This window comes from Deltaproteobacteria bacterium, assembly GCA_019310525.1.
Lineage (GTDB): Bacteria > Desulfobacterota > DSM-4660 > Desulfatiglandales > HGW-15 > JAFDEE01.
In genome coordinates this window covers 15,080-32,425 of sequence record JAFDEE010000029.1, presented here as the reverse complement: position 1 = coordinate 32,425, position 17,346 = coordinate 15,080, and the positions used below count along the sequence as shown (strand labels likewise).

At 55.7% G+C, this 17,346-nt stretch carries 14 protein-coding genes; 8 read left to right on the top strand and 6 right to left on the bottom strand.

What is annotated here, in order from left to right; genetic code table 11:
* The first annotated feature begins 246 nt into the window (after positions 1-246).
* A complete protein-coding gene (locus tag JRF57_07145) occupies positions 247-1,446 on the top strand; it encodes an ATP-binding protein (GenBank protein MBW2303476.1) in 1,200 nt (399 codons plus the stop codon).
* A 217-nt stretch (positions 1,447-1,663) separates the two neighbouring features.
* Here JRF57_07145 and JRF57_07140 read toward each other — a convergent pair whose 3' ends face one another.
* Positions 1,664-3,631 carry an aldehyde dehydrogenase gene (locus JRF57_07140; protein MBW2303475.1) on the bottom strand — a complete coding sequence of 656 codons (1,968 nt, stop codon included), beginning with the start codon at positions 3,629-3,631 and terminating at the stop codon, positions 1,664-1,666.
* A 264-nt stretch (positions 3,632-3,895) separates the two neighbouring features.
* Complete coding sequence (locus tag JRF57_07135) at positions 3,896-5,113, bottom strand: aminotransferase class V-fold PLP-dependent enzyme (protein ID MBW2303474.1); 1,218 nt, start codon at positions 5,111-5,113, stop codon at positions 3,896-3,898.
* A 236-nt stretch (positions 5,114-5,349) separates the two neighbouring features.
* Here JRF57_07135 and JRF57_07130 point away from each other — a divergent pair, with 236 nt between their 5' ends.
* Entirely contained in the window at positions 5,350-6,477 is a 1,128-nt protein-coding gene (locus JRF57_07130) for a M20 family metallopeptidase (GenBank protein MBW2303473.1), read from the top strand.
* Positions 6,478-6,732: 255 nt separating this feature from the next.
* On the top strand, positions 6,733-7,056 hold the full coding sequence (locus JRF57_07125; protein MBW2303472.1) for a hypothetical protein: 324 nt from the start codon (positions 6,733-6,735) through the stop codon (positions 7,054-7,056).
* Positions 7,057-7,184: 128 nt separating this feature from the next.
* Here the strand turns inward: JRF57_07125 and mtaB are convergent, their stop codons facing one another.
* The gene (gene mtaB, locus JRF57_07120) at positions 7,185-8,498 is read right to left on the bottom strand and encodes a tRNA (N(6)-L-threonylcarbamoyladenosine(37)-C(2))-methylthiotransferase MtaB (GenBank protein MBW2303471.1); all 1,314 of its coding nucleotides are present in this window, start codon (positions 8,496-8,498) and stop codon (positions 7,185-7,187) included.
* 598 nt (positions 8,499-9,096) lie between these two features.
* On the opposite strand from mtaB, the gene JRF57_07115 reads away from it, so the two are divergent.
* The 5 genes from JRF57_07115 to JRF57_07095 all read left to right on the top strand — a co-directional run bounded on the left by JRF57_07115 (position 9,097) and on the right by JRF57_07095 (position 14,206).
* Complete coding sequence (locus JRF57_07115) at positions 9,097-10,269, top strand: ABC transporter substrate-binding protein (protein ID MBW2303470.1); 1,173 nt, start codon at positions 9,097-9,099, stop codon at positions 10,267-10,269.
* Between the two features lie 154 nt (positions 10,270-10,423).
* Complete coding sequence (locus tag JRF57_07110; protein MBW2303469.1) at positions 10,424-11,347, top strand: branched-chain amino acid ABC transporter permease; 924 nt, start codon at positions 10,424-10,426, stop codon at positions 11,345-11,347.
* 63 nt (positions 11,348-11,410) lie between these two features.
* Positions 11,411-12,706 (top strand): branched-chain amino acid ABC transporter permease, encoded by a 1,296-nt coding sequence (locus tag JRF57_07105; protein MBW2303468.1) that lies wholly within the window; start codon positions 11,411-11,413, stop codon positions 12,704-12,706.
* 14 nt (positions 12,707-12,720) lie between these two features.
* On the top strand, positions 12,721-13,491 hold the full coding sequence (locus tag JRF57_07100; protein MBW2303467.1) for an ABC transporter ATP-binding protein: 771 nt from the start codon (positions 12,721-12,723) through the stop codon (positions 13,489-13,491).
* Position 13,492: 1 nt separating this feature from the next.
* On the top strand, positions 13,493-14,206 hold the full coding sequence (locus JRF57_07095) for an ABC transporter ATP-binding protein (GenBank protein ID MBW2303466.1): 714 nt from the start codon (positions 13,493-13,495) through the stop codon (positions 14,204-14,206).
* Here JRF57_07095 and mnmA read toward each other — a convergent pair.
* The 3 genes from mnmA to JRF57_07080 all read right to left on the bottom strand — a co-directional run bounded on the left by mnmA (position 14,181) and on the right by JRF57_07080 (position 17,285).
* Positions 14,181-15,269 (bottom strand): tRNA 2-thiouridine(34) synthase MnmA, encoded by a 1,089-nt coding sequence (gene mnmA / locus JRF57_07090; GenBank protein ID MBW2303465.1) that lies wholly within the window; start codon positions 15,267-15,269, stop codon positions 14,181-14,183. The genes JRF57_07095 and mnmA overlap by 26 nt on opposite strands.
* 140 nt (positions 15,270-15,409) lie before the next feature.
* Entirely contained in the window at positions 15,410-15,835 is a 426-nt protein-coding gene (locus JRF57_07085) for a 4Fe-4S binding protein (protein ID MBW2303464.1), read from the bottom strand.
* A 268-nt stretch (positions 15,836-16,103) separates the two neighbouring features.
* On the bottom strand, positions 16,104-17,285 hold the full coding sequence (locus JRF57_07080) for a pyridoxal phosphate-dependent aminotransferase (GenBank protein MBW2303463.1): 1,182 nt from the start codon (positions 17,283-17,285) through the stop codon (positions 16,104-16,106).
* Between the last annotated feature and the right edge of the window lie 61 nt (positions 17,286-17,346).

Here is a 17,346-nt window from a genome sequence, read left to right as displayed (position 1 = left end):
TGTCGGAATGCTCCGGAATGGGGTGGCGCAATGGATCGGAACAGGGTGGCGGAATCAATCGGAATGGGGTGCCGGAATCGTCCGGAATACTCACTTAGGCCCATTTAATCCAACATCCTTCTCCCTTTTGTCAATTTATTCCGGAAATATTACCCCCTTTCTATCACAAATATCCCGGTAATCTACGCCAAGGCCTGTAAGAAACTTTTATTTGCGTTTTGCACGGCGATGTGGTAGAAAAATGGCATGATTACCCGCGAGATCTCACAAGAGTTGGTGGAATCGGCTGCCGAGTACCCCGTGGTCACGGTCCTGGGGCCCAGGCAGTCGGGGAAAACGACCCTGGTCCGGATGACGTTTCCGGACAAGCCGTACTCTTCCCTGGAAGACCCGGACGTGCGCATGGCGGCCGAGACCGATCCCCGTGGGTTCCTGAACCGGATGAAAGACGGCGCAGTGCTGGACGAGGTGCAGCGCGTTCCCGCGTTGCTGTCATATATCCAAGGCATCGTGGACGGAGCAGGGAGACCGGGGATGTTTATTCTTACCGGGAGCCATCAGCCGCGGCTGCACGAGGCGATCACCCAGTCCCTGGCCGGCCGGACCGCCATGCTCACGCTATGGCCTTTTTCTGTTTCCGAACTCCGCAGGTACAAGTCCACCTGGGGGGCCTTCGAGCTGATCGCCTGCGGATGTTTTCCGCGCGTCCACGAAGAAGGGTTGGCCCCGCGCAGGTTCTACAATGGTTACTTCCAGACGTATGTGGAGCGGGATGTGCGTTCGCTCATCAATTTGCGCGAACTGACTCCGTTTCAGACCTTTCTCACCCTGCTGGCAGGCCGTGTTGGCCAGCTTGTCAACCTCACATCCCTTTCAAATGATGTGGGCGTATCCGCCACGACCATCAGAAACTGGCTGAGTGTGTTGAAGGCGTCTTATGTTGTTTTCGATCTCCCGCCGTTTTTCAGGAATATCCGCAAACGCGTCATCAAGTCTCCCAAGATATACTTCACAGACCCGGGGTTCGCTGCCTTCCTCCTGGGCATCCACACGGAAGAACAGGCCTCCCGCGATCCCCTTCGCGGGAACCTGTACGAGAACCTTGTAATTGCAGACATTGTCAAGGGAGCGCTCAACAGGGGAATCAGGCCTGAGATCTATTTCTTCCGCGACTCCCATGGCCATGAGGTGGATCTTCTGATCAGAGAAGCGGGCAGGCTCATACCGGCAGAAATCAAGTCAGCGGCCACCTTCTCCGCGGACTTTGTGAAAGGCCTGGAGCGGTTCCAAGCATTGGGAGTCGACCGTGTCACCACCGGCGCGGTCCTTTATAACGGCGAACAGCAATTCCAGGTCCGAGGTGCCCGCATCTTCAATCCGCTCCAGGTGCAAGATCTTTGGGCAACGCTGACTTCTTTGCCTGATGGTTCATCTCGTTGCACATAGCCGATAGCTCAGGGGTCGATGAATTTAGTCAGTTTGTAGAGTTTGGGGACAACCCTATATTATCCTGTCAAGAAGAAAAAGAAGAGGTTGTGAGATCAACAACTTAAATCGGAGCTGGTTTATCGGCAATATTTTTCGTGCCTTAAGGATGCCCTGCGTTCCATTTTTGAATACATAGAGGTTTTTTATAATCGTCAGCGGAAGCATTCCTCACTTTTTATTCATCTTTTAGGATTCCCCTATCTGCGAAATCTTTGTATACGTAATCCAGCCCCAGTTTGTGCAGGGTGTCTTTTGTCGGAATACCCTGGCTGTTCCACCCCTTGAATCTGTAATACTCATCTAATAACTTGGCTTCATACTCGGGGAATCTCTTTTTCCAATGGTCTTCGGGAGGACGTTCGTCTTCCCTTCTTAATCCCCTTCTTATATTAACGGCCCTGACTAAATTTCGATTCCTGGCGGCCAGCTGCCATAGTTGATCTTCATCGATGTCCATTCCTGTCGCATATGAGATAAAAAGCGGTTGATTGTGTATATGATAGGGGGGTTTATAACCAAAGGAAGACAGGCCGGCGCACAGCCCAAGGGAGTCATCAATGTAGTGCATGGTCTCCTGCCATTCGACAAGGTCACAGATTAAGTCGATAGAAGGATAATACGGAAATGATGTGCCCGGTTCACCCCATTCCAAAATAAACTGCTTGAACTTTTCCTCTTTTCCGGTAGGCACCTGGATCCAGTCCTTCACAAATTCTTCTCTTACTTCCTTGGGAAGAGGGCCCTGGGGGACCTGTCCTTCAATTTGGGTGATATTCGCCTTCTCGCCTGTAGACCACATCAGGTAATAAATAGGGTTCAGCTTTCCCAGTTTGATGGGTATCTGTTCATGTTTTTTAATGGTATTATGGTCGTATGCCTCTGCTCCTTTGCCAATCTGACGGGCCGCCCAATAAACACCGTCGGCCAGGGCATCTCCTATCCCTTCCCGCCTGACAATTCTATCGAGCAGCCAGAAAAATTTTCCTTCAGGATCTGAGGGCATTCCTTCCATGTCCTTATCAGTCAGGATGCCGGCCTCATAAAGTTCAAGGGCAAAGGCCATAACTTGGGGGGTCGTGTACCCGTCTACTCCATAGTGCTGGGCACGGGAAGCTATTTTTAGACCGAAATCCAGATTATCAACCATGGCAGCGAATACATAAGTAAGTTTCGAGAAACATTTCATCACGTACGTTGGAAATCCCGGCAGCTCGATTAATCCAGCGCATTTTACCGGACAGTTATAGCAGCTTATCAACCTCTTCCGGGCATTCTCCAAGGTCTCAGTCCACTGCTTTTCGATTTCTTTGTTCCAGAAGTCTCTTCTCCGATGCCGGGCGTTTCCCCAAGCGAAGCTTGTGGTGTGCCACTCCTCATCATGTATGACCATCTCCTGTGGAGATCCAATCCTGGCATGAATGGGCATTACTCCTTGGAGAGGATTATTCAGCCGATGCTGGATCTTTTCCAGTACTTCATTACATAGTTCAATGAATTCGGCAGGTCGGGCGATATTGATGTCCTTTGTTCCGCGAACTGCGATTGCCTTTAACCCTTTGTCTCCCATAATGGCACCCAGCCCTAATCGACTGGCACTGCTTTTATCAGCCTCAATGGAAGCAAAATAGACCCTGTTTTCTCCGGCAAGCCCGATGGAGAGCACCTGAGCTTTGGGTTCGTGCAATTCCTGACGAATGAGTTCCGCGGTTTCATAAGTGCTTTTACCTTTTAAATGAGAGGCATCCCGTATCTCTACTTTATCATTATTAATCCACAGGTAGACCAATTTGGGGGATTTTCCACGAACGATGACTTTATCATAACCGGCAAATTTCAACTCCGGCGCCCAAAATCCTCCCATCATTGAAAACCCCATCAACAAGGTCTGAGGAGAAATAGAAGAAATAATTGTGCGATTGGCACCAAAGGCAGGTGTGCCGACTAAAAGACCTGAGCTGAATACCAGCAGATTATCCGGGGAAAAAGGTTCTACCTCAGGTGGCACCCTGTCCCATAATATCTTGGCGTTGGTGCCCAGACCCCCCAGGTGAAGTTCGGTCAATCCCGGGTCAGTCGGCACCTTCTCGATGCTTCCTCGGGATAGATCAATCTCTAAATTATACCCTGTCTCTGAGTATCTCATTTATTAACTCCCTTTTTGGGTCTCCAAGGCGTAGCCCCCATGTGCCGGAGGCTGAAAGCTGCGGACGATTTAATGAATGGTGTTTCGTTTTGAATTTGATAATTACATTGTAGCTACAATATAAACATATTTCAACCTGGATTATGCAAATGCCTCGTTTGCCGGAAATGCGTGGTGGAATGTATTTAGGGGAACTTCGGCGATGCAGGTGCCAATCGACACGCTGAGCGGCTTATTGGCTGGCCCTTTATGGATGGACACATCCTAGCTTTCGGTGATTTTTCTGATCGCCTCGGCGGCGTATCCGATTTCTTCGAGGGTGTTGAAGTATCCCATGCTTACGCGCACAGTACCCTCCGGATAGGTATTGAGGGTTTGATGGGCGAGGGGAGCGCAATGGAGACCAACGCGGACGAGGATGTCGTATTCCGCGCCGAGTTTTTTCCCGGCATGGGCCGGTGAGATCCCTTCTTCCATCCAGGCCAGGTTGATGGATCCGCATCCGGAAGGTAAGTGCCGGGATCCGGCGGGAAGGACGCTGTCGAAGGTAATGGAAACAGTGGCGGTTTGCTCCTCCGGCTTGAGAGGCCCGTAAATGGTCAAGCCCTGAAGTGGAAAGAGGGCCTTAAGGAGTGCCCGGGTAAGAGCCGTTTCGTGTTCCCGGATCCTGTCAACCCCCTCTTCAAGGATGAAGTCCACGGCCGCTCCCAGACCGGCGATGCCCACGTTGTTCTGTGTCCCGCTCTCCAGGGCGTCCGGGAGGAAGTCGGGCTGGATCATTTTCTCTGAAACGCTCCCAGTGCCTCCGAGCTTGAGGGGGCGGACCCTGAGCCCTTCCCGGATGTAAAGGCCCCCCGTTCCCTGGGGCCCCATGAGGGCCTTGTGACCGGTGAAGGTCAGGAAATCGATGCCATCCGCCTCCACGTCAATGGGGTAGCAGCCGGCGGTCTGGGCGGTGTCGAGCAGAAGGGGGATTTCCCCGATCTTCTCCTTCACGGCCCGCACGTCCTGCAGGGTTCCGCAGACATTGGAGGCGTGGTTCAGTACCATCAGGGCCGTGTTCTTACGGAGAAGCCTGGGCAGGGCGTCGATATCCAGGAAACCTTTCCGGTCGCATGGGGCGATGTCCAGGCTGATCACGGAGCGCCGCTCCAGCTCTTTCAAAGGACGGATCACGGAGTTGTGTTCCATGCCCGTGGTGACTACGTGATCTCCGGGATTCAGGAAGCCGAAAAGTACGGTGTTGATTGCTTCCGTGATGTTGAGGGTGAAAACGATCCGCTCGGGTTCCCGGATGTTGAACAGTGTCGCCAGGCTTTGCCGGGTCCTGCTCACGATGCGGCCGGCCTCCACGGAGAGCTCGTGGCCCGCCCGTCCGGGATTGGCTCCGACCTCGTTCATGAAGTGTGTCATGGCCTCCAGGACCTGGGGGGGTTTGGGAAAGGAAGTTGCGGCGTTGTCCAGGTAAATGTGCTTTTTCATGGGCGAAAATGACGACCCAAACGTTGAAGGCGGAAAACCGGCCTAAGGGCAGGCCGCCCGCGGGATGAGGAGTCCTATACCAAAAAGGTGGGCATGAGACAACGAAATTCTATCATTTCCGGAGCCCAATAAGGGTTCCTTCCCGGGTGTTTACCGGAAAGAAGGCTGTTGATTTTCCCCTAACCTTCCCCTATTGTGGAAATATTGATCACACCTTTTAAGAGAAAGGACGGATAATGCCCGGGGACCCCACACCCCTTTCCCTTACCCGAAAACTCCTTGCCTTCCAGACCGTCAACCCTCCGGGCGGGGAAGTGGACTGCGCACGGTACATCGGCGGACTCCTTGAGGAAGGAGGTTTTTCCGTCCGTTATCAGGAGTGGGGGGAAGGGCGGGTGAACCTGGTGGCTTCCAAGGAAAAGAGCGGGGAAACGAAACCCGTCTGTTTCACCGGGCACCTGGATACCGTCCCCCTGGGGAATGTACCCTGGACCCGGGATCCCTTTTCTGGAGAAGTGGATGGAGACAGGATTTACGGCAGGGGATCCTCGGACATGAAGGGGGGTGTCGCGGCCATGGTCCTGGCCGCCCTGCGTCTCTCTCCGATCCTTCCGGGAAGGGGCGGGCTTAAGCTGGTGTTGACTGCAGGGGAAGAGCAAGGGTGCGTGGGGGCGATCCACCTGGCCGGGAGCCGTTACCTGGGAGAGGCGGGAGCCCTCGTGGTCGGCGAACCTTCTTCCAATTATCCGGTCCTCGGGCACAAGGGGGCCATGTTCCTGGAAGCCCGCACCAGGGGGGTTACGGCCCATGGCTCCATGCCGGAGCAGGGGGTCAACGCTATATATAAGGCGGCCAGGGCCGTCCTTTCACTGGAAAGATTCGATTTCGGGGGAGTGCTTCACCCGGTGCTCGGGAGGCCAACCCTGAACGTGGGCACTTTTTCGGCCGGGCTCAATGTGAACTCGGTCCCGGACCTGGCGGTCATCGGCATCGACATTCGGAGCGTCCCGGGTCAGGATCATGAGGAAATCGTGGAAAAACTCAGGACCTCCCTGGGCGGAGAAGTGGAAATCGAGCGCAGGATCGATGCTGAAAGCATTTGGACGGATCCGCGGGATCCTTGGGTCCGGGAAGTCTTCGAGATAGTCACTCCTTACCTGGAAGGGCCGCCCGGTGAACGGGGCGTGTCCTATTTCACCGATGGCTCCGCTCTCAAGCCCGCCCTGGGAAATCCTCCTACCCTGATCCTCGGGCCGGGAGAGCCCTCCATGGCCCACAAGACGGACGAGTTCTGCCTTCTGTCCCGCATAGAGGCGGCCGCAGAGATCTATGAAGAGATCATCCGGCGTTGGTGCGCTCTGTAATAGGGAATAGGGGCAGGGCCGTTTTTATCCCTACCCCTGTAAAGGAGAAGAAGAAAAGCAACAGGATACACTTGCTGCAGGATGACCGATCCCCACGGTAGGGACCGGTATCACCGGGCGGCTGGACAGGCCCCTGACCTTCCCCAGGACCCGGGAGGAACGGGAACTTTACCGGGGAGCCACAAAGCAGCCGTCTTTTACAAGGACCCCGCAGCGAGTCTGCCGGCTCGCCTGCCAAACCGGAAAGGAAAGAACATGGGCGGAGAAGAAAGAAAACCATTCGTGGAGATCCACATGGATCCGAAGGGCCTTTACCTGGAGGAGACTTACACGGACGGGAAGACCGGGGCGATTCACCGGCTCAGCCCGGTAAAGCCGGACGGGACCCCCGATGAAGACCGGGAAGTCCTTTTCATGGGAAACACCCAGTTGATGGCCCCGGACGGGCGTCCTGTGCCGATTCAGTGCGCCATAGAAGCCAGTAACCTCGCCGAGGCGGTGGAGAATTTTCCCGATGCCGTAAACCGCATGGTCGGGCGCCTTATGGCGGAGGCTGAGGAAGGCCGGAACCGGGAGTAGAGTGGGCGGGAAAGGTGACATGGGGAAATCCGAAGGAGCAGGATGGATCCGATGGTGAGGAGGATTCCCGGGATTCGGGCACGGGTCAGGCGTTCTTTGGTAGATTACTTCGGAAAGGGATACCGCGATTACGAAATCACCTTCCCCACCACCCCTTGAGGGGTCATTTTTTCCAGTAAAACGGGAAGGATTCGGTTTCTTTCCTCTCCAGGGGAGGGGAACCGAACGGGCACATAGTTGTCCGTCCAACCCCTGGCGATTCCCGTGTCTTCGTTCTCCCACCCTTCGCTCAATACGGGAAGGATACGGCCGATGCAAGACTGGTGGAAGGCCCTTCGTTTCCTCTGTCCCAGCCTGCGGAGCTCCCGGGCCCGTTCCTTGATGTCCCCGGGGCGGATTTGATCAGGGAAGTCCGCCGCGGGGGTTCCTTTCCTGGCGGAGAACGGAAAGACATGGAGATAGGATACGGGCAGGTTCTCTATCAAGCGGTAGGTGTTTTTGAAGGCCTCGGGGCCTTCACCCGGGAATCCCGCGATCAGGTCCACCCCGATGGCCGCAAGGGGGATGGTCTCATGAATGACTGCAACAAGGTCTGAAAAATCCCGGGCCCTGTATTGTCGGCCCATCCTTTTCAGCACACCGTCATCTCCGCTCTGGAGAGAAATGTGGAAATGGGGACAGAGCCAACCTTCGGAACCGGCCATCTCGATCAATTCCCTGTCTATTTCGTCGGGATGAAGGGAACTCAATCGAATCCGCAAAGGGAGCCGTTCCCGCCCGATTCGTTTCAGGAGTCCCTTGAGATCCACAGCCGGACGGAGGTCCACCCCGTATTTCCCAAGGTGGATCCCGGTCAGCACCACTTCCCGGTACCCTTCCCTTGCGAAGGAACGCAAACCGGTGAGTACGTCCTCAGGTTCCAAGCTCCTCAGGGGCCCCCTGGAATAGGGGACGATACAATAACTGCAGAAGGAACGGCACCCGTCCTGGACCTTCAGAAAGGCCCGGGTCCTGTCCATGAAACGGGACACGGGGAGCCGATCGAAATCTTCTTCTGGCATGAACGCCTCCCGCAGGCACAACCGATCCCCCGAATTTACTGATTTCATCAGGAGCGCAGGCAGGCGGATCTTTTCCCTGTTTCCGGCCACCAGGCGCACCCCCTCGATCTCCTGGAGTTCTTCGGGGAAGACCTGGGCATAGCATCCGACCGCCGCGGCCCAGCCCCCGGGATTCTCCCTTACGGCTTTTCGAAGGGCTTGGCGGGATTGGTAGGCGGCCCGCCCTGTTACGATGCAGGTATTCACGATGGAGACATCCGCCTTTTCCCGGTCGCGGGCTTCGACCCAGCCGGCCCCAAGGAGGACTTCCCTCAGGTAGGCGGATTCGTATTGGTTCACCTTGCAGCCCAAGGTGATGATGCGGAAGGTCGTTTTTTCCATAGGCTTGAATGAAAATCAGTCCTCGAAAGGTGGTTTCAGGGATTATGGGTAAAAGGCATCGGAGGATCAAGGCAAAACTTGAGGCGGAATGTCAGGGGAGGGGAAAAAGGGATTGAAAACGATCATCATGTGTGCTATCAAGCCAAAATTCATATATGAAAATATACATCGTGTATTTCCTGTTTCCACATCAACTCTACTGAAAGGTCCCCTGGGTTGGTGAATACGTGCAATTACCTCCCGGTATGGGACCTTTGAAAAACGTTCGATTTTGTTCAAGGTCAAGGAAGACGAATATTTCAACCACAGGAATACATTAAGTATTTCGAGGATTGAAATCTGAGTCTGATGCAGCTTGCCCGCTGGCTGTCGAGCGGGCTTGTCACGACGCCGTAGCCGTGACGGAGGCGGAAGATTGGGCGAAGTCAGACGTTTTGCAAAGGTTCAAATATAACCCAGAAGACCCAATTAATCTCTAATAACCCAGAGGGATTACCTCAATCTCCCATAGTTTTTCCATCCAGTTTGAAACCGATACCCGCCAGAGAGCAGGGTATTGCATATCGTCAACCTTTTTTTCGGAGGAAAGGAGAATACAATGAAAAAAGGCCTGGTAACGATTACCCTGTTTCTTCTTGTCGGTCTGTTGCTTTCCCCATGCACCTGGGGAAGAGTGAAAACCATCAAGATCGGAATTAATGCTCCCCTCACAGGGGATATCCCCAAGGTGGGCGAGGGTACCAAGTACGCGGCGGAGATGTGGCTTGAAGACGTCAAGGCCGCCGGGGGAATTGAGGTTGGGGGAAAACGCTATCCGGTGGAACTCGTCATCGAGGACAATGAATCAAAGGCCGAATCGGCCGTAAAGGTCCAGACCAAAATGATCACGGAGGACGAGGTCCTGGTCATCGTTGGTCCCCAGTCCTCCAAGCAGGCCGTGCCGGCGGGAGGAGTGGCCGACAATTACAAGACCCCCATGATCAGCCCCTGGTCCACGAATCCGGACACGACCAAGGATCGCCCCTTTGTATTCAGGGGGTGCTTCCTGGATCCTTTCCAGGGGCCGGTGGTGGCCAATTTCATCACCAAGGAATTCGGCTTCAAGAAGGCCGCGGTTCTTTACGACGTGGCCAGCGACTATCCCAAGGGCCTTGCCGAGTTTTTCAAGAAGGCCTGGGAAGACATCCACGGGCCCGGGTCTGTGGTGGCCTTTGAGAGCTTCACCACCAAGGACGCCGATTTCAGCTCCCAGTTGACCAACATCATCAAGTCGGGCGCCGAAGTCCTCTTCACCCCCCAGTATTACAACGAGGTGGCCCTGATCGTTCAGCAGGCCCATGAGCTGGGTTTCAACAAGCCTATCGTGGGGAGCGACAGCTGGGGCTCGGCCGAGACCGTCAACCTGTGCGGCAAGGATTGCTACGGTCTCTTTTTCAGCACCCACTACGCGGCGGCCGGTGCCACGGGTGCGACCAAGGAATTCATCGATCGGTACCGCGGAAAATACGGATATGTTCCTGATGATGTCGCCGCCCTGACGTGGGATTCCCTCCACATCGTCCAAAAGGCCATCGAGAGTTGCGGCAAGCTCACGGGGAGGATCGGGAAAGACCGAAAGGCCGTCAGGGATGCCATGGCCAAGATCAAGGATTTCCACGGAATCACCGGAAAGATGACCTTCACGGAGGAGGGGGATCCCATCAAGTGCGCCGTCATCGTCCGGATCAGCGAGAAGGGTGAATTCGAGTTTTACAAGTCCGTTTGTCCATAGGGTCCAAGGCTTGCGGGCGATCCCTTTTCTCCCGGAATAGTCGGGAGCGCCCGGGCCCTGGAGACCCCGGGGACGACGAAGCGACCACTCGGGGGCGGGTGGGGCAAGAAAAAGACCACGCCCGCCCCTTCCACGAATACAAGGAGAACACTCGATGGTTTTCTTCCTCCAAAACCTGGTAAACGCGCTTCAGTGGGGGAGTTTTTATGCCCTGATCGCCCTGGGATACTCCATGGTGTACAGCATCCTGATGCTCTTCAACTTCGCCCATGGCGACATCTTCATGGTGGGGGCCTATATCGGTTTCGGGGTGGCCTCCTGTATCCTCGCCCTGGCATCCCTCGGAGCAAACACCCTGCCCAACTGGTTGATCCTGGTCTTGACCATCCTGATCTCCATGTTTCTCAATTCGTTCCTGGGGATGCTGGTGGAGCGGATCGGCTACCGGCCCCTGAGGGACGCCCCCAGGGCTTCGGCCGCCATTACGGGGCTCATGATCGGAATCATCCTTGAGACCGGCATCCTGGCCCTTTTCGGGGCCAGGCGGATCAGTTTTCCGCCCTTGATCCAGACCGTCACTTACAATATGGGCGGCGTATTCGTGACCAATAAAAAGATCGTCATTGTGCTCGTCTCAGTCATGTTTATGCTGGCCCTCCATCAGTTCGTCAGGCGGACCAAGTACGGCATGGCCATGCGGGCCATGGCCTTCGACTACGTGGTGGTTCCCCTGATGGGCGTCCCTTTGAATACCATCGCGGCCATGACCTTCGGAATCGGATCGGCCTTGGCGGCCGTGGCCGGCATCCTCTTCGGCGTCGCCTACCCGGTCCTCGATCCCTATATGGGTATCATTTATGGTTGGAAGGCCTTCGTGGCCGCCATCCTCGGGGGCAGGGGTTCCATCATGGGAGCAACCCTTGCCGGATTCCTGCTGGGCTTCATCGAAATCTTCGTGGCCATGATTTTTCCCTCCACCCTGCGGGACCTGATCGCCTATTCCATCATCCTGCTCATACTCGTCTTCAGGCCCCACGGCTTTTTCGGAGAGCCTTACAGCGCGCGTCTCAGGCTTTGAGCGCCTTCCTGCCTTCACTTGTCGCAGGATTTTTCAAACGGAATGAGGAGAAGAGGAAACGACATGGAAAAAACATATTCCCCCATCTCTCCGGACCAATCGACGGGCAGGGGAAGAATTCGAAGGTGGTTTTCCGGGATTCCGGTCCTGGGCTGGATCTTCGGGGCCCTGGTGGCGGTGGTGCTGGAGTACTACCTGGGAGACGCCCTATCGGAGGTTCTGGGGCTGGAAAAGGTCCCGGCGCTCTTCGGGGTAACCCTCATCCTGAAAAAACCCTTGCTGCTCCCGAAATGCCTTATGTTCGTCGGGCTGATTTACGTAATTCCCATTTCAGTGGTTGCGAAGTACCTCTCCCCTTTGACCAACCGAATCGCTGGCAAACTCATCCAATATCCCTATGGCGTCTCGGCGGTCCTTCATCTCGCGTTGCTCTACGCGGTTTTTTACATATGGTCCGATGTGAGCGCCTATAGGCTTCTCACCCTAAAGCTCAGCCTGATCGCCGTGATGATCACCCTGAGCCTCAACGTGGTGAACGGTTATATGGGAGAGTTTTCTTGTTCCCACCCGGGATTCCTGGCCCTGGGGGCTTACGGAGCGTCGGTGATCACGGTCCTTTTCTTCGTGAAGGACAAGCTTTTCGGCGCCCCCCTCCTTCCGCCCGCCATCGGGCCCTATCTGTACCCGGTCGCCCTGGTCCTGGGAGGCCTGTTGGCCTCCGTCGGGGCCCTCGTCATCGCCGTTCCATCCTTTCGGACCCGGGGGGACTACCTGGCCATCATCTCCCTGGCCTTCATGTTTATAGTCAAGAGCCTGATCGAAAACCTGGAAATCGTCGGAGGCCCCAGGGGCTTGAGCAGCCAGCCGGGATGGTCCAGCCTCCTGACCGTGTTTATCTGGACCGTTCTCTGCGTCTGGATCATTAACAACTTCGTCAGGAGCACCCTCGGGAAGGCCGCCAACGCGGTACGAGATGACGAATCGGCGGCCGATGCCATGACGGTCAATACCAGGCGCACCAAGGTCGTCACCTTCATGTTCGCGGCATTCTGGGCGGGCGTGGCGGGGGGACTTTACGCCCACGTGATCCGATATGCCAATCCGGGGGATTTCGGGATCCAGAAACTCGCCGACGTGCTGGCCATGGTCTATCTCGGGGGATTGAACTCGGTGGTGGGTTCCATAGTGGGGGCCGTAGGGATGAGTATCTTGGGCGAGGCCCTCCGACCTCTTGGGATCTACAAGTGGATCATCATTCCGTTGCTGCTCATCCTGGTGATGATCTTCAGGCCGACCGGGCTGATCGCTTTCCGGGAATTCGATGTCCGGGAGATCTTGAAACCGAAAAGAAGAATGTGAAAAGAGGTGCGGGCATGGCGTTGCTTCGGGTAGACCATATGACCCATTACTTCGGCGGGCTGCGGGCGGTCCACGATTACAACCTGGAGATAGAGCCGGGCCAGATCCGGGGCCTGATCGGGCCGAACGGCGCGGGAAAGACCACCATCTTCAACCTCATTACCGGTGTCTACCGGCCGAGCCAAGGGGATGTGTACCTGGATGGAGAGAATATCGTCGGGCACTTCCCCCACGAGATCGCCTCGAGGGGTCTGGGCAGGACCTTCCAGGAAATGCGGCTTTGGAGGCACATGACCGTTCTTGAGCACATCAAGATGGCGCGTTACTCCAAGCTTACCTATGGACTGGCCGGGGCCTTCTTCGGAACGGCCAAGCGAAACAGGGAAGAAAAGGAGAGCGAGGAGATCGCTTTCCGGCTCATGAAGATGATGAAGATCGAGCAATTCGCAAGCCAGGTCGTGCTCAATCTGCCCTATGGGGCCCAGAGGCGGGTCGAGATGGCGCGGGCCTTGGCCATGGAACCCAAGATCCTGTTTCTGGATGAACCCACCGTGGGGATGACTCCCGAGGAGCTGGTGGACATGATGGGCATCATCCGCCAGGTCCACGAGGAGCTGGGCCTGGCCATTTTTCTCATCGAACACCGCCTGAAGGTCGTGATGGAACTCTGCGAGCGCATCCAGACCTTGGTCTTCGGTGAAGTCATAGCAGAGGGTACCCCGGAAGAAATCCAAAACAACCCCAAGGTCATCGACGCCTACCTTGGCAAGGAGAGGTTGGAATAAAATGTTGCTTTCTGTAGAAAACCTTCGCGTATCCTACGGCAAGATCGTTGCTCTGCACGGGATCGATTTCAATATTGAGGAGAAGGAGACCGTATGCATCATCGGGGCCAACGGCGCGGGGAAGAGCACCACGCTTCGAGCCATATCCAGGGTCGTGCCGGTAGAGGCCGGAACGCGGATGACCTTCGAGGGGAAGGACATGCTCAAGTACCCGGCTGACAAGGTGGTGAGCCGACTCGGCATTTCCCATGTGCCGGAGGGACGGCGCCTATTCGGAAACCTCACCGTGCTGGAAAACTTGAAGCTGGCCGCCTTTGCCAGGAAAGACCGGGAGGGAGTCGAATCGGACATTCAGCGGGTCTTCAGGATCTTCCCGCGCCTGGAGGAACGGAAGGGCCAGAAGGCGGGCACCCTGAGTGGGGGAGAACAGCAAATGCTGGCCGTTGGAAGGGCCTTCGTGAGCGGCAGGCGGATCATGCTCCTGGACGAACCCTCCATGGGTCTGGCCCCCCTGCTGATGCTGACGGTGTTCGATTCTCTCAAGGAGATCAACGAGGAAGGAACCGCCATTCTACTGGTGGAGCAGAACGCCCGGCTGGCCCTTCAATTCGCAAAAAGGGCCTACGTGCTGGAAAACGGCCATTTGGCGCTCCAGGGCCCTTCCCATGAACTCCTGGAGAATCCCGAGGTCAAGAAGGCCTATCTGGGGGGCTGAAGGTTCCGGTCCGGATCCATCCACCCCCGACCACCCTGTCCCCATCGTAGCAGACAAGGGCCTGGCCGGGCGTAACGGCCCACTGGGGCTCCCTGAATTTGAAGACGACACGGCCCTTTCCCAGGATTCTCAACCTCCCGGGTGCCGCCCGGTGCCTGTATCTAATCTGGGCCGTAAGATCCAGTTCTCCTTCATCGGGTTTTCCCTCCACCCAGTTGAAGTCCTCCGCTTCGAGACGGTCTGTGAGGAGATCTTCCTTCCTTCCCACCACCAGGAGGTTTTCAACTGCCCGGATCTCCCTGACGTAATAAGGCCGGGAAGAGGCGATTCCCAGCCCGTGCCTCTGGCCGATGGTATAACGATATGTCCCCAGGTGTTCCCCTACTTTTTCTCCTTCCAGGTTGACGATATCTCCTTTACTGACAATATGTTTTCCCACGTTTCGCTCCAGGAAGGCCCGATAGTCGTTTCCAGGGATGAAGCAGATTTCCTGGCTTTCGGGTTCCGAAGCGGTTGGCAGCTCAAAGCGCCGTGCCATTTCCCGTGCGTCCCGCTTGGTGAGGTTCCCGAGGGGAAAGAGGATCCTGGAAAGGAATTTCTGGTTGAGGCGGTGCAGGAAATAGGACTGCTCTTTCCCGGGCTCGATCCCCCTTCGGAGTTCGTAAAGACCCTCCGCATTCCGTCGTACCCGGGCATAGTGCCCGGTTGCGACGCAATCGATTCCTTTTTCCCGGGCGAATCCCAGGAGGGTTTCGAATTTGATGAGAGAGTTACAGAGGGCGCAGGGGTTAGGTGTCTCCCCCTTGAGGTAAGCCTCCTGGAAAGGGCGGATGATCTTGCGGGTAAAGTCGTCCCTCAGGTCAATGGTTTCGAAAGGGATGCCGATCCGCCGTGCGACTCTCGCGGCCCGATGCACCTTTTTTTCTGCAAGGGTGGAAGTGGTTGGAAGCAGAAAGTGCACGCCGGTGACTTTCCATCCCGCTTGCTTCAGGAGCGCAGCTCCAAGGGAGCTGTCCACCCCGCCGCTAAGGGCCATGATGACTGTGCTGGGTTTCTTTTCCATTGGATTTCGGGGGAAAACCGGTTGAATAAAGACCGACCGGGCTCTGGGATATTGCCGAGATGGGAAAACAGCTCATCTCGGCATTCCGGCGGCCCGCAGCGCCGCCGGAACAAGTCAATGGAGGGATAAGGGGGGAATTTTTATTCGATCAGGCTTCGGTCGAATTTCACCTCCATGGCCCTGGCCGGGCAGGCCGGTACGCACAGCTCGCAAGCGCTGCATCGGTCCGTTTCGAATACAACTTCCATTTCAGGCCGTTTTACGTGTAAGGCGCCGGTGGGACACACGGCAGTGCATGCTCCGCAGTGGTAACACTTCTCCTCGTCCCTCTTGATGTCCTGATCGACGCTCTCCACCTTCATTCCCAGACTCTTGAGGTACCGGATCCCCTTCTGGAAGTTCTTCCGGTGTCCCCTCAATTCCATCACCACCAGGCCTTCCCGGCGGGGGTAGATGGTGGCCTTGAGAATGTTGAAGGTGAGATCGAATTGCTTGGCCAGGTTGCAAACAATGGGTTCGTTCACGACCCCAGCCGGAAATCGCAAGGACAGAACCTTGGAATACATGGCCTTTCTTTCTCCTTGAGAAGGGAAATGCTTTGCCCCCGGTCACTTGAAAGAGAAGAGAATCCTTCCTCCCCGTAAGAAAAACGGCCCCTCTTTTCCAAAGGGTATCCACTCCGCGGCATTTCACATTTTCCGAAGGAGAACCACGGTGTGGAGGGGGCTTTGCAACATTTCACCCGGGCACCCGGCGGCTTGGATGAAAAGCCGGGAACCGATAACCCGGGACCCAACTCTTAGGGGATGCCCATCCGCATAGGTATTTTGGAAACTAGATATATTTCTTGATCACCCTTTCAAATCCCGGAAGGGAATTCTCAATGGTCTTGTCCGACACGCAGTAGCAGATCCTGAAGTGGCCCGGCCCCATGAACCCGCTTCCGGGGACTACCAGAATGTTTTCCTCCGCGAGGGCGGCCACAAAGGAGACGTCGTCTTCAATGGGGGATTTGGGGAAGAGGTAGAAGGCCCCTTCGGGTTTGGGAATCTCGTACCCAAATGAGGTGAGGTTGTCGTAAAGCATGTCCCGCCGTCTCTGGTAGATGGAGATGTCCACGCTCTCCTCCATCAGAAAGGTGACGGCCCTTTGCATGAATGCCGGCGCATTGACGAAGCCGAGGATGCGGTTGCAGAGGATCAGCCCGGCCATGATCTGATCTTTTTCTTTCATGCGGGGGTTCACTGCGATATATCCTACTCTTTCACCGGGCAGGGAAAGATCCTTTGAGAAGGAGGTGACGACGAAACTATCATCGTAAGCATCGAAAATGCTCGGCACCTCCACGCCGTCGTAAACGATCTTGCGGTAAGGTTCGTCGGAGAGCAGGTAGATGACATGTCCCAGTTCGGAGCTCTTGTTCGCGAGAAGTCGAGCCAGGGCCTCAATGTCCTCCTTGGGGTAGATCCTCCCGGTGGGATTATGGGGAGAGTTGATCAAGATGACCTTGGTCTTTTCGGTTACAGCCTCCTCTATGGCCCCAAGATTCAGGGAGAAATCCGGATTGCTTTTCACCAGTTTCACAACCCCATTGTGGGTATCCGCGTAAAAGTTGTATTCCACGAAGTAAGGGGCGGAGATGATTATTTCGTCACCCGGATCCAGGATGGTCTTGAACACCACGTTCAATCCTCCTCCGGCCCCGCAGGTCATGACGATGTCGTCCGCAGTGAAGTCCTGCTCGTTGTAAGTTCGGAGATACCTAGCCACGGCCTCACGGGTTTCGGGAAAACCTGCATTGGGCATGTACCCGTGGAGCCCGGGTCGGGAATCTTCGATGAGGGTCTTAAGCACCTCCTTGAATTTTTCAGGAGGCTCCAGGTCAGGGTTTCCCAGGCTGAAGTCAAAGACGTTTTCAGCCCCGTACTTGGCCTTTCGCTTCAAACCTTCTTCGAACATCTTTCTGATCCAGGAGGACTTCTCCAAGGAGGCGCTGATCTTTTTTGCAAGGGTCATCTTCCATTCTCCTTCTTCGCTTTTATGGTGTCGATCGAGATTAGTCCAAGTTTTCCCTTTT

What these genes read in the sequence shown, in the direction of transcription:
- JRF57_07145 (MBW2303476.1), top strand. Translation starts at nt 247, where the DNA reads ATGATTACCCGCGAGATCTCACAAGAGTTGGTGGAATCGGCTGCCGAG.
- JRF57_07140 (MBW2303475.1), bottom strand. Translation starts at nt 3,631, where the DNA reads ATGAGATACTCAGAGACAGGGTATAATTTAGAGATTGATCTATCCCGA.
- JRF57_07135 (MBW2303474.1), bottom strand. Translation starts at nt 5,113, where the DNA reads ATGAAAAAGCACATTTACCTGGACAACGCCGCAACTTCCTTTCCCAAA.
- JRF57_07130 (MBW2303473.1), top strand. Translation starts at nt 5,350, where the DNA reads ATGCCCGGGGACCCCACACCCCTTTCCCTTACCCGAAAACTCCTTGCC.
- JRF57_07125 (MBW2303472.1), top strand. Translation starts at nt 6,733, where the DNA reads ATGGGCGGAGAAGAAAGAAAACCATTCGTGGAGATCCACATGGATCCG.
- mtaB (MBW2303471.1), bottom strand. Translation starts at nt 8,498, where the DNA reads ATGGAAAAAACGACCTTCCGCATCATCACCTTGGGCTGCAAGGTGAAC.
- JRF57_07115 (MBW2303470.1), top strand. Translation starts at nt 9,097, where the DNA reads ATGAAAAAAGGCCTGGTAACGATTACCCTGTTTCTTCTTGTCGGTCTG.
- JRF57_07110 (MBW2303469.1), top strand. Translation starts at nt 10,424, where the DNA reads ATGGTTTTCTTCCTCCAAAACCTGGTAAACGCGCTTCAGTGGGGGAGT.
- JRF57_07105 (MBW2303468.1), top strand. Translation starts at nt 11,411, where the DNA reads ATGGAAAAAACATATTCCCCCATCTCTCCGGACCAATCGACGGGCAGG.
- JRF57_07100 (MBW2303467.1), top strand. Translation starts at nt 12,721, where the DNA reads ATGGCGTTGCTTCGGGTAGACCATATGACCCATTACTTCGGCGGGCTG.
- JRF57_07095 (MBW2303466.1), top strand. Translation starts at nt 13,493, where the DNA reads ATGTTGCTTTCTGTAGAAAACCTTCGCGTATCCTACGGCAAGATCGTT.
- mnmA (MBW2303465.1), bottom strand. Translation starts at nt 15,269, where the DNA reads ATGGAAAAGAAACCCAGCACAGTCATCATGGCCCTTAGCGGCGGGGTG.
- JRF57_07085 (MBW2303464.1), bottom strand. Translation starts at nt 15,835, where the DNA reads ATGTATTCCAAGGTTCTGTCCTTGCGATTTCCGGCTGGGGTCGTGAAC.
- JRF57_07080 (MBW2303463.1), bottom strand. Translation starts at nt 17,285, where the DNA reads ATGACCCTTGCAAAAAAGATCAGCGCCTCCTTGGAGAAGTCCTCCTGG.